This window comes from Terriglobales bacterium (assembly GCA_035561515.1).
Classification (GTDB): domain Bacteria; phylum Acidobacteriota; class Terriglobia; order Terriglobales; family Acidobacteriaceae; genus DATMXP01.
Window position 1 is genome coordinate 46186 of the sequence record DATMXP010000058.1, and the last position, 12429, is coordinate 58614.

11 protein-coding genes are annotated in these 12429 nt (G+C 56.9%); 3 read left to right on the forward strand and 8 right to left on the reverse strand.

Going from position 1 to position 12429, the window contains the following annotated elements:
* Positions 1–22: 22 nt before the first annotated feature.
* The gene (locus VN577_24065; GenBank protein ID HWR17926.1) at positions 23–259 is read right to left on the reverse strand and encodes a CsbD family protein; all 237 of its coding nucleotides are present in this window, start codon (positions 257–259) and stop codon (positions 23–25) included.
* A 49-nt stretch (positions 260–308) separates the two neighbouring features.
* Positions 309–461, reverse strand: a complete 153-nt coding sequence (locus tag VN577_24070) for a lmo0937 family membrane protein (protein HWR17927.1) — start codon at positions 459–461, stop codon at positions 309–311.
* Between the two features lie 175 nt (positions 462–636).
* On the opposite strand from VN577_24070, the gene pheA reads away from it, so the two are divergent.
* Positions 637–1446 carry a prephenate dehydratase gene (gene pheA / locus VN577_24075; protein ID HWR17928.1) on the forward strand — a complete coding sequence of 270 codons (810 nt, stop codon included), beginning with the start codon at positions 637–639 and terminating at the stop codon, positions 1444–1446.
* Here pheA and VN577_24080 read toward each other — a convergent pair whose 3' ends face one another.
* The gene (locus VN577_24080; GenBank protein HWR17929.1) at positions 1447–3141 is read right to left on the reverse strand and encodes a hypothetical protein; all 1695 of its coding nucleotides are present in this window, start codon (positions 3139–3141) and stop codon (positions 1447–1449) included. It lies immediately after the preceding gene.
* A 353-nt stretch (positions 3142–3494) separates the two neighbouring features.
* Here VN577_24080 and lon point away from each other — a divergent pair, with 353 nt between their 5' ends.
* Complete coding sequence (lon, locus tag VN577_24085) at positions 3495–5942, forward strand: endopeptidase La (protein ID HWR17930.1); 2448 nt, start codon at positions 3495–3497, stop codon at positions 5940–5942.
* Between the two features lie 184 nt (positions 5943–6126).
* On the opposite strand, the gene VN577_24090 is transcribed toward lon, so the two are convergent.
* From VN577_24090 to VN577_24105, 4 genes are all read right to left on the reverse strand, one after another.
* A complete protein-coding gene (locus VN577_24090; protein HWR17931.1) occupies positions 6127–7650 on the reverse strand; it encodes a PQQ-dependent sugar dehydrogenase in 1524 nt (507 codons plus the stop codon).
* A gap of 275 nt (positions 7651–7925) precedes the next feature.
* A complete protein-coding gene (locus tag VN577_24095; protein ID HWR17932.1) occupies positions 7926–8450 on the reverse strand; it encodes a hypothetical protein in 525 nt (174 codons plus the stop codon).
* Positions 8451–8670: 220 nt separating this feature from the next.
* Positions 8671–8985 carry an NIPSNAP family protein gene (locus VN577_24100; GenBank protein ID HWR17933.1) on the reverse strand — a complete coding sequence of 105 codons (315 nt, stop codon included), beginning with the start codon at positions 8983–8985 and terminating at the stop codon, positions 8671–8673.
* On the reverse strand, positions 8982–10115 hold the full coding sequence (locus VN577_24105; protein HWR17934.1) for a hypothetical protein: 1134 nt from the start codon (positions 10113–10115) through the stop codon (positions 8982–8984). The genes VN577_24100 and VN577_24105 overlap by 4 nt, the downstream gene beginning before the upstream one ends.
* Here VN577_24105 and VN577_24110 point away from each other — a divergent pair.
* On the forward strand, positions 10114–11670 hold the full coding sequence (locus VN577_24110; protein HWR17935.1) for a PLP-dependent aminotransferase family protein: 1557 nt from the start codon (positions 10114–10116) through the stop codon (positions 11668–11670). The two genes, VN577_24105 and VN577_24110, sit on opposite strands and share 2 nt — an antisense overlap.
* A 51-nt stretch (positions 11671–11721) precedes the next feature.
* Here VN577_24110 and VN577_24115 read toward each other — a convergent pair whose 3' ends face one another.
* Positions 11722–12330, reverse strand: coding sequence for a hypothetical protein (locus tag VN577_24115; GenBank protein HWR17936.1), 609 nt, complete (start codon positions 12328–12330; stop codon positions 11722–11724).
* Positions 12331–12429 lie beyond the last annotated feature (99 nt).

Here is a 12429-nt window from a genome sequence, read left to right on the forward strand (position 1 = left end):
CGCTTTCGACCAGTTTCCAACTCTAAGCCGCTTCGTCTTTCTCTCGGCGACGGACCTCGTCACGATCACGGTCTTTGATATCGTCTGCGACATCCCGTCCTGCGTCTTTCATTTTGCCAAATGCATTCTGGACTTTGCCTTTCGCCTGGTCCATCATGCCCTCGCTCTGGGCTTGTTCATCGCCAGTCCACTCACCTGCCTGGCGCTTCACGCGTCCTTTAATATCGTCGATCTTTCCCTTGATACGATCAGAATCCATATCAACACTCCATTTCTTGGATTTTCCTGCTGTCTCCCGGCGTTTCGGATCACGCTACTGAGTCGCGCGCAGTCATCAGCTGGAACACGAGCGCGACTACGGCAAGCACCAGTAGCACGTGGATGAACCCACCGAGCGTAAAACTACTCACGATGCCGACTAGCCATAAGACGAGCAGGATCACAAATAGCGTCCATAGCATCGCCTTACCTCTGGATTTCGATTTTCTCTCTTATCTTGCCCTTTGTAAGATAAGGTGCCTGTTTGCTGGGATTAGTTGCTAACATTCCTATGCACCCGCTCGATTCCAATGCTCTTGCTGAATTGCGGGTCTCACTCGTACTCCGCCACAGAATTGAACTACAGGGATTGAACTGATGATCGTAGCCATTCAGGGGGAACTTGGGTCTTTCAGCCACGAAGCCGTGCTCAAATTTCTTGGCACGAAAAAGCTCTTGCCTTGTGCCCTCTCAGCGCAGGTCTTCGACCGGCTTGAATCACACAAAGCCGATGCTGCTCTTATTCCCGTAGAGAACTCGCTCGCCGGTACCGTGGCGGAGCACTACGATCTGCTGCTCGCGTATGACGTGTTTATTCAGCACGAATATCGGCTCCGCATTCGACATAACCTCATTGCTGCCCCCGGAGTTACACTGAAGAAGATCACGCGCGTGTTGTCGCATCCTGTTGCTTTGGACCAGTGCCGCGAGTTTTTCCGCGCCCATCCCGCTATACAAGCCGTGCCGTTTTACGACACCGCCGGCAGCGTGAAGCACGTAATGCAGGAGGGCTTGCGCGACACTGCCGCCATCGCCGCGGAACAGGCTGCCATCGAGTACGGGGCAAAGATACTGAGGCAAGGGCTCGAAGACGACAAGCAGAACTTCACCCGCTTCGTCCTGATCGGAAGGAAACAGACGAAGATCGCTGGTGCGAACAAGACGTCGGTATGCTTCTCGCTGAAAAACGAACCCGGAGCGCTCTTCAAAGCACTGAGTGTCTTTGCGCTCCGCAACATTGATCTGTCGAAGATAGAATCTCGCCCCCGTCGCGGACGTCCGTGGGAATACGTCTTCTACGCCGACCTGTTGCAGGGAGACACCGAACCCGTACGCCGTGCTCTCGATCATCTTCGCGAGATCAGCGACTTCGTGAAGGTGCTCGGTGTCTACCCAGCCGGCGATTGACTAACGCGGCCCGTAGATCACGAGGGATTTGTTGAACGTCGTGAACACTCGTCCGTTTGCCACCACTGGCGTTCCAAAGCCGATGCCAATTCCCATCTCGTCTCCGCCCGTCATATTGCTGTTCCACAGTTCCTTGGAGACGTTCGTTGCGTCAAAAGCGTGCAGGATCGCCTGGCCGCTCGCCGCTTTTTGATACATCCAGACAATCGCGTTGTTGGTGCCGTTCGCTGAAACGACCGTATTGCCCCCGCGCAGTCCCGTCGCGACTGTCGTCCTTGCTGCCGGCGTGGTATTGATTCGGTTGTTTTGAACGGAGTACTGAATTAAAGATGTGTTCGAAGGAGCCAGGTAGAGATTGCCGTTCCAATACGAAGGGTTTCCGTACAGACGCTGCCAGTCCGTTCCCTCTGCGTGATCCGGCCCGAGCCCTTCGTAGCACTCTTGATTGCCGGCCATGAATTGCTGCGGAATCTGCGTGTCTCCGGGTGCGACTTTCCCCAGGTTGCTCAGGTTCAGCAGGTACACGCGCCCTTCCTTGTTGATGGTGACCCCTAGGCCACCGCTCGGCAGCAGCACCAGTCCGCCAGAGCCAATTTCCATGTCCGCGGCATCAACGCAAGGATGATTCGATGGTCCGAACCAGTCCGTCACCTCGAAGCCAGTCCCGCTGAAGCGGACTTTCACCACCGTATCGCCGAAGTTAAGTCCGCCCTTGTCGGCGTTGAAGCTGCCATCCGCAGCGACCATATAGATGTTGCCCGAAGCGTCCACCGAAGGCGCCGCGCCTGCCTGCCACACCGACGCTCCGCCGCCGAAATCCGCCGGTCCAAATGCGTAATCCTGGTCCTGATGCTGCGGCGAAAGGTTCAATACCGCTTTCTGCTGCAGGTCCGCGAGTCCATAAGCCATCACCCAGCCGTGGTAAACGCCCCAGTCGGAGAACGAACCCCAGCAGATGATCACCGCTCCATTTGTAATGACCAGCCCTGCGCGCTGATTGTGGTTCGTGGGATCGAAGTGGATTGTCCCGCCGTCGCTTCCTCTTCCGTCTCCCTGCACGCTGCCTTGGATCTTTACGCTGCCCGGACCGAAGTCATTTCCCGTCTTGATATCGATGGCTCGCAGCCACTGGTCTACCTTGCCGTCCTTCTGGAGCATCGTTACGAAGTACATCGCACCCGTGGCTGGGTCGATGGCGGGCGTTCCCGTGATCCCGATCTCGCCGCCGATCGTCGTGCGTCCACCGAAATTGTCTGCCGCAGGTGTTGCCCCATCCACCGAGTAATGGCGCTCCCACAACAGCGGCGCCTCGGGATCCTTGGCGTCAAATGCGTAAACGCTGTTGTGCTCGGTAACTACGATCACCACGTCGTGAACGCCCTTGTCACCCATGTTCAACTGCGAAACAAACAAAGGCTGGGCGATGATCATTCCGTCCAGTGCTTTCTGCTGAATCTTTCCAAATTGTTGCGGATTTACATTCTGTGTCGTGAGGACCGTCTCATTCGCATAAAGCCCGGTTCCTGTCGTGTCCCCCTTCCACATCAGGACGCCCGACAGACCTTGCTTACCCGTTTGCGACGACGAGCCCGGTGAAACCTGTGAGTTCCCATCTGTTCCGTTGAAGCCCCTCGCGCATGCAAAAAGTAGCGCGACCACACCCAAGACAATACTGGCCGAGTATTTCTTCTTCATATTCATCAGTTCCCAACAACACTTACGAGACAAATCCGGCGTTGCTGGTTGCTACCCTGACTGCGAATATCTGAAGTTTTTTCAAATGAAGGGGATGGAAATGCGCTGATGGCTTACGAATCTTTCGAGAGTTAAGGAAAAATCATCACAACCGGTCGTCGTCTTCTTAATACAGCCGCATCACAACGACTGTTGGCGTCGGTGCAACGCGCTCGCACTGTTTCATGTCATTGCGAATGAAAATTTGCCGATTTACAATCCGTCCTCCCCGTTTTGGGGGCCGGAGCCCACCCTGAATCCTTTCACTAGTCAGGGTCATCAAAAGTTGAGTATAAATGACTCAAGAGAACGCTATGGCTAATACAACGCGCAACTTAGCGCCAACGGAATCCGTCGAGAAGGAAACCAGCCAGCCTAATCGCAGCTATCCAGTCCTTCCGGTCCGGGATACCGTTTTGTTCCCCCACGCGGTTTTGCCACTTACCGTCGGGCGGGAAAGTTCGGTCCAATTAATTAATTCTCTCGGGGAAGACAAAACCATCGTGGTCGTCGCTCAGCGCGAAGCCCGCGTGGACTCGCCCCAACCCAGCGATCTTTTCAGTATCGGTACCCTTGCCGTCGTCCACAAAGTCGTCAAGATGCCCAACCAAAGCCTTTTCGTTTTCGCGGAAGGCCTTGAGCGCATCCACGTGGACGAATACACGCAACTTGCGCCGTATATGACGGCCAAGGTCACCGGCATCGCCGAAATCGTTCCGCCCAAGTCCGCGGAAGAAGAAGCCCTCCAGCGCAATGTGCTGACCCTGTTCCAGCAGATCGTTGCCGGTTCGCCGACTCTTTCCGACGAACTTGCCACGGTCGCCATGAACATCGAAGAGCCCGGCCGACTCGTGGACTTCATCGCCAGTTCCTTGCCGACGCTTTCCACGAAGGATAAGCAGGAGATCCTCGAGACCGCCGACGTCCGTTTGCGCCTCGACAAGATCAACCAGCACCTGGCGAAGGAACTCGAAGTCCAGCAGCTTCGCAACAAGATCCAGAGCGAGGTTCAGGACCGCGTCCAGCAGACGCAGCGCGAGTTCTATCTGCGCGAGCAGATGAAGGCCATTCAAAAGGAACTGGGCGAATCCGACGAGACCACCCGTGACGTCGAAGATCTTCGCGAGAAGATCGAGAAGGCTGGCATGCCCGACGAGGTGAAGAAGGAAGCTCTCAAGGAGCTCAACCGTCTCTCACGGATGTCGCCGATGGCTGCCGACTACGGCGTCACCCGCAACTACATCGAATGGCTCGCGGTGCTTCCGTGGACCAAGTCCGCCGGTGTTGCGGACGTAGACATCACCAAGGCGCGCGAAGTTCTCGACGAAGACCACTACGACTTGCAGAAGGTGAAAGACCGCATTCTTGATTATCTTTCGGTAAGAAAGTTAAAGCCGAACATGAAGGGTCCCATCCTCTGCTTCGCCGGACCTCCGGGCGTCGGTAAGACCTCGCTCGGCAAGTCCATCGCCCGCGCGCTCGGACGCAAGTTCGTCCGCATCTCGCTCGGCGGTATGCACGACGAAGCTGAAATCCGCGGACACCGTCGCACCTACATCGGCGCACTCCCCGGACAAATCATCCAGGGTATCCGCCGTGCCGAGTCCAACGACCCTGTCTTCATGCTCGACGAAATCGACAAGGTCGGTCGCGACTGGCGTGGTGACCCCGGCTCCGCTCTGCTCGAAACGCTCGACCCCGAGCAGAACAACACGTTCCGCGACAACTACCTCGATGTCCCGTTCGACCTCTCGAAGGTGTTGTTCATCACCACGGCGAACATGCTGGAGACGATCAGCGAACCGCTTCGCGACCGCATGGAGATCATCGAGCTTCAGGGTTACACCGAAGACGACAAGCTCCACATCGCGCAGCGCTACCTTATCCCCCGGCAAATCGACGAGAACGGCTTGCCGACGGACATGATTGAGTTCCCGGAAGAAGCCATCCGCTTCATCATCCGGCACTACACGAGGGAAGCGGGCGTCCGTAACCTCGAGCGCCTGATCGGAACCGTGTGTCGCAAGCAGGTACGTCGTATCGCCGAGGGCAAGAACGTGAAGCTCACGGTTACCCCGGATCTAATTCAGACCAAGGAGTTTCTTGGCGGTATGAAGATCCGCACCGACAGCGAAATTGCGGAGCGCACGAAGCGTCCCGGCGTCGTCGTCGGACTCGCTTGGACTCCTGCTGGCGGCGACATCTTGTTCGTCGAAGCCACGGCCATGAAAGGGAAGGGCGGATTCACCATCACCGGCCAGATTCAGGACGTGATGAAGGAATCCATGCACGCCGGTCTGAGTTGGGTGCGGTCGAACGCGAAGTTCCTTGGCATCGACGAGGAATATTTCGAGAAGCACGACCTGCACATCCACGTTCCGGCCGGAGCCATCCCGAAAGATGGACCTTCCGCCGGCATCACCATCGTGACCGCGCTGGTGTCGTTGCTCACGGGAAAACAAGCCCGTCCGCTGACGGCCATGACCGGTGAGATCACGCTGAGTGGAAACGTGCTGCCCATCGGGGGCGTGAAAGAGAAGTTCCTTGCTGCCAAGCGGGCGGGAGTGAAAGACGTAATCTTCCCGGCCGAGAACAAGACGAACGTGGAAGAAGATCTCACAGAAGAGCAACTCTCCGGCGTCAACGTTCACTACGTCACGGTGATCGAGGATGTGCTGAACCTGGCACTTCCTTCCACCGAAGCGGAAAAGAAGCAGGACGACCAACTCCGAGAACAGGTGCTGACCGGAGCAACTGTGTGAACTGTGTTTGAAGCCCGGCAACTTGCCGGCTAGGACGGCGGGCGACTCGCCCGCCGTTTTCATTTCCATAAGCGAGAAGTCTCTCAAGATAGCAAACGGCGTGGCTTCGGCCACGCCGTTATGTTTCGAGTTCAGTTCTTGGTCAGGACGATCACAAAGGAGTTGAAGAGGAACGGCACTCTACCTAAGACGACGCTACTTTCTTTCGATATATCTCGTACACCGCGCCGTTCGAAAGCGACACCACATACAAATTTCCGTTCGGACCGGTCACAATGTCCGTACCAATACCGAAGTTCCGGCCGAACAACAACGACTCGCTCTCCGTGATGTCGAACTTAGCCGTATTGTCTGCGACACGGTCTTCGAGTCTCGGATCGTCTACCGCAATTTTCCGACGGTTACCCGTCAACTGCAGTCGAAATAGATATCCGTTTTCAAGAGTAAGCCTCGATGCTCCTACGAACATGTCCCCTTCGTACTGAGGACCGAGCGCACGGCTGTTAAGGAACCCAATGGCGGCCGGAGCCACTGCAAATCGCCAGCTAAATTCAGGATCGCTATATTTCGCTCCTGGCAACATATAAAGCCGCGACAGCGCCTCTTGCGGGGTGTCGGCAATATTCGCTGGCGGCCACCTCAACTGCTGCAGTCCACCCGGAAGCGACACCTCGATTGCCTTGAAATCCGGTACTCGCGATGCCGGTCCCATAATCTGTACCCAACCACCATTGTGGCCTGCATCCACCATCTCGATTTCGTCGTAAGTATCGTCGCCGTTCAACTCAACCCACAGACTTCCCGATATCGGGTCGAAGGCCATGCCGAAGCCGTTGCGAATGCCGTATGCAAACAGCTTTTGGATGTTAGCTCCAACTTCACCTCCGATTGCTCCTCCGGCAGCAAAGAAAGGATTGTCCGTCGGAGTACTTCCGTCTGAATTCAGGCGGAACACAGCTCCGGTGACATGAGCATCGTCGGGTGCCGGGCCGCCGAACTGATCATCCGGGCTTCCATCTCCCAAGGGCCCATTCGGCAGGTTTTGCAGTGCGCCTCGGCGGCCGTTGTCACCAATAATGATGTACAGCTTTCCATCCGGCCCGAAGCGGATCACGCCCGCATTGTGATTCCCTCGTGCGGGTTGGGTTTCGTCACCTTGGTTCGGCGGCTGAGGTGCACCATCTGCCTGGAAGGAATGCAGCATGATCAGGTTGCGATCGAACGTTAGGGATGTGCCGTTCCACACAAAGCGGTCCACCCGATTTCCAAGCAGGGGCACGCCGAGCACATTCGTCGAATCTGCTCCCATTTGCGGAGTATCGGAGCACCGTGTTTGGCTCGGAAAGAACGGATCGCTCGGCACAGGAGCGTTGCACGTCCAGTACAGATACACAAAGTGATTGGTTGCGAATTGCGGATCGAGCGCGATCCCCAGCAGGCCGCGTTCCGAGTTGTTGTTCACCGCCAAATCGAGCGCTGTGCCCGCAACAGTTCCATTCAACACATGCTGCACACGGCCACTCGCCTTTTCGATTACAAAGAATTCGTTCGTCCCGAGGAACGCTATCGACGTCGGTTGGTTAAGGCCGGAGACTACGGTTCGTACTGCAAGATTCTTGTCGAGAACTTCGGGCGCAGGCGTTTGCGCAACCGCCACACCAACAAAAAGGAACACCACGAGGAGGAGGGGAGGGAATGGGGATCGCATTGGTTCTCCAGTGCTGATTTCAACGGGATGTTCCTCCCGTTCCAAGAGAAGCTACCCATTACCCACGCTAACCGTGTCACAAGATTGTCAACACTTTGTAACGAAGATTTTGCATTTGATTTGGCAACCCACCCGACGGTCTGTAACCCCTGTCGCGTGATCGGATGAGGGTCCACGACGGCGAACACTCCCACCCGCCTCGGTTCCCAAATCATCTCCAGAATAACGAAAGGCGCGGCCTGAGCCACGCCTTTGATTGATTCGTGTCGCTGGATTTACATCGAGATGTTCACCGCAATTCTCACGCCCGGATGCCGCTCGTTATAGAGATAGTACCCGTCATCAGCGTACTCTACGTAAACGTCGTCGGTTTCATACCATCTCTCTGACCAGTATTCCGGCCACGGGTCCACCATTGTTACCCAGCAGTCGTGATAGCGGAAACGCGGGCGCCCTTCCACAATCACCACAGGGTACGAATGGACGCGGAATCTGTGCTCTCGCCCGAAATACACAACGTAACGCTCGCGCGGGACTCGATATCCGTGATATCCGCCACGCTGCTTCCATCCACGATGTTCGTGCTCCCAGCGAGTCGCGCGATGGTCTACCCAAACCACCCGTTGTCCGCGGTGCGCATCACGACGCTCAACGACTCTTACGGACTTACCGTGCTTCTTGTCGAATTTTTCATGCTTATGGTGGTCACCGCCCCGCTTACCATGCTGGCCAAACGCAGGGATTGCGATGGCAAGGCTTGAAACGAGGATTGCTGTCCCGATTACTCCAGTTAATTTCACCCTGAAACCTCCAACGAACCGAGCGCTGAATGAACAATGACGAAAAGTGGCTTCCAGCAGCTCTTTTTTAACATGTTGGACGAAGAATGTGGGAGATTACGAAGGGACTGAGCCCCGTTGCGTTAGCAAGTCCTTGAAAAGCGGCGGGTTAAAGCAAGTCGAGTTACTCTTCTACGAGCAGATATACACCATGCGGCATGTGCGCCACAGGCGAGCCGTTCTACCATCGCACCATCCCGTCCGGATCGTCCACCAAGACTACCTCGTATTTTTCCAGCATCGGCATCAGGACTTGTTCCAGTTCGTTCTTCCAGAGTTCGCCTTCATAAAACTTGGCCTTCATCGGTTCGCGCGAAGAAAGGTCCGGAAAGCCACGCATAAAAAAGAAGACATCGGGATCTTCCACGGAGAGAAACGGACCCAGGATCTTCATACCGATCTCATCGTGCGCAGGCCGAGACTTCGTCCGGAAAACATCTAGAAATTCAGCGCGTTTTCCGGACTTCGTCTTGTACGTCCGCATTTCAATAATCATCGGGAACTGTTTCCGGCAGCACTCCCATTCCGGACGCGTGTGTCGGTCGCGATCCAGTTCACCTCCCATGTCTTACCACCGTCGTCGGAGAAAGCCTGCTCGAACCGGTATGAGTCGGGCGTGATCGGGGAGATCACGAACCGGACCAGGATCATGCGTCCGTTGTACTCTTCATGGCTATAGAACTCGCCGCGCCCATTCTTGAACTCTCCGATGGTGGGTTTGGCCAACACGCCCATTTTCGGGCTGGCAAAGTACAAGCTCCACTGGCGCGATTGCGGATTATACAGCCGCAGGTTCAGGCCCTCGAACCGTCCTGCTTGACCTTCCGCTACCAGCTCAACCAGGTTGGCGCGACCACCGCAGAGCTTTTGCACTGTCGTGGTGCCTTCGTAATCCGCCCACTTGCTTGATCCGCTCAGCGGATTCGCAAGCCGCTTCAGTTGCGTCTTCCACGTGCCAAACTCGAAGTCGAAGTCATGCGGACCGCCTGTTGCGCTGGCATCCTGCGGCGCTCCACCCGCGAGCGCCGCATCGCTTTCCGGCACTCGTGTTTGGTCGGTGATCCAGTTCACCTCCCAGGTTTTGCCGCCGTCGTCTGAAAACGACTGCTCGAAGTGCGCCGAGTTTGGCGTAATGTCCGACCACACATATCGCACCAGGATCGTGCGTCCGTTGAATTCCTCCTGGTCGTAGAATTCGCCGCGTCCATTCTTGAACTCACCGACGGTCGGAACTCCTAACTTGCCGTCCTTCGCGTTTGCCCAATAGATGTTCCATTGCCGCGAGGTCGGGTTATACAGCCGCAGCGTGATTCCTTCGACCTTTCCCGAAGGACCGTCCGTCAGGAACTCCTCGATATACGCTCGGCCATCCCAAATCCTGCGCGTCTTCGATGTGCCATCGAACTCTACCCACTGCTTCGACCCAGTCAGTGGCTTCAGCAGACGCTTGAGATGGATCTTCCACGAGCCAACCTCGAAGTCGAAGTTGTTCGACGCGTCGAGAGCCTCAGCCTTCGGTTGAGCACTATCCGGTTTTGCTTGGGAGAGGGCATTGATGGAAAGCAGCAGGCAAATGGCGCTGCAAAGGAGTATGAGCTTCGGGAGTCGTATCTTGAATACCCACATGCGCCAAAGCTACCGGGCACCAGTGGCTATGCTCAATAGCCACTTTCCGGTGATACGATATAGCCACTTCTTTATGGGGACGAAGCGCATTGCAGCCACATTTCTGCCGCCTGTGGCGCTCGATCGAAGCAGCTATGTTCCCATTTATCGGCAGCTCTACGACTGGTTCCGCAACGCAATTACCACCGGACAAATGCGCCCAGGACAACGCGTTCCCTCCAGCCGAAGCCTCGCGACCGAACTCAACATCTCGCGCATTCCGGTTCTGAACGCCTTCGAGCAACTTCACGCGGAAGGTTATTTCGAAACCTTCACTGGCGCAGGCACCTGCGTTGCTCGGGCGATTCCCGATGAGACGATCAAGGCCGATTCCAGCAAAGATCGACGGGAGCAGATTGACGACCGTGCCAAACGCCGGCTTTCCCGCCGCGGAGACGCATTGACTCGCGAGCCTTCGCAAGTTTGGCTCAACAGCCTCGGAGCATTCCGAGTCAGTCTGCCAGCGCTCGAAAATTTTCCAAGTCGGGTGTGGTCGAAGCTGGTGGCGGCTCATGCCCGGCGTCCATCCAAGAGCAGCATGGCCTACGGCGACGCGATGGGTTATCTGCCGTTCCGCGAGGCCATCGCCGAGTATCTCGGGGCGGCGCGCGCCGTGCGGTGCCGGCCTTCCCAGATTCTCGTTACTACCGGGTCGCAACAGGCGCTCCAGCTTTGCGCGCAGGTGCTTCTCGATCCCGGCAGCCAGGTGCTCATGGAAGATCCCGGATATCCGGGCGCTCGGCAGGCGTTCAGCAGCGTGGGAGCGCGAATCGTTCCGGTGCCGGTTGACGAGGAGGGAATTGAGGTTGGGGCGATTGCGCGCCGAGGACGTAGCGTTCGCGCGATCTATGTCACGCCGTCGCATCAGTATCCGCTGGGGATGACGATGAGCGCCGCGCGGCGCATGATGCTGCTGGACTGGGCTGTCCGCAGCGGAACTTGGATCATCGAGGACGACTACGACAGCGAGTACCGATTCGAAAGCCGTCCTGTCGCCTCGTTGCAAGGACTCGACAGCAGCGATCGCGTCATCTATATCGGGACGTTCAGCAAGGTGATGTTTCCGGCGCTGCGTCTCGGATACGTCGTTCTTCCTGCCGATCTGGTCCGGGTTTTCTCTGCGGCGCGCGATGCCGCAGACATCTTCTCCTCCACGCTTTACCAGGCCGTGATGGCCGACTTCATTCGCGACGGACATTTCGCACGCCACATACGCCGCATGCGTATGCTCTACATGGAGCGCCGCAAGGCTCTGGTGAAGTCGATTGGTAGTCACATTCCCGGCAGGCTCGAGATCGTGGGCGCCGAAGCCGGCATGCATCTGGTCACATTGCTGCCGCAGGGCGTTAACGATGTCGAGATAGCCCGCAAGGCGGCGCAGAAGGGAATTTCCGCGATGCCGCTTTCCAGTTGTTATGTGTCGGCGGAAAAGAGAGGCGGGCTGATTCTCGGCTATGGGGGCGTCAACGCCCACCAAATCAATGACGCGATTCGCACGCTAAGGACAATTCTGTAGAGGATTCGAGGGTGGTTAGAGATAGCGGCGTGGCGGGAGCCACGCCGTTTCTTATTTGCCGGATCTGCTGTCTGGCTGGTTGGATTTCAATGCTTCCTGCAGGCCGGCTACATCGTCTCTGCGGACGAAGTCGCTGTTCTTAAGCTCTTGCAGGGAGTCGAGGAGGAGTTGCGCCAGGGAAGGAGCTTCTTCCTCCGGAGGCTTTTCTTCGGGCTCGACGGGCTTCGGTTGTTTTAACTTTGGCTGAAGCTTGAGGAGTTCCCGCGCGAGGGCCTGCTGTTCAAGTTGTTGTTGTTCGAGCGGCGACCGGGCATCGGGGCGCGGCATCATGTTCGAGGCGATCTGGAGGCCATAGAGGTGCATGGCGCAGCCCTTGGCATCGAGGTGGCCGCGGCGGTAGTCGCCGAGCGCATTGTAGACGGAGAGGACAACCGCGCGGGGGTCTTCGAGCGCGGGGAAGGGCGAGTTGAAGAAATACTCACGGCGGGTGGGGTCAAGATCGTCGTTATAACGACGGTGGAAGTGACAGAAGCGACTGCCGCGCACGGCCACGGCGCGACAGGGTGATCCGTCGACCTTGGTGTGGTCGCAGTAATGCAGTTGCGTGGCGGCCGAGTCGCCGCTGAGTTGTGAATGATGTTCTGAGTTATCGGGATCCATTTCTCCTCCAAATGAAAAAGCCCGGTCAGCGCCGGGCGTTAGTTCCTGCGGCCCCCCCCACCTTTTTGGCTTATATATGAAAGGAAAGCACTTAGGCGG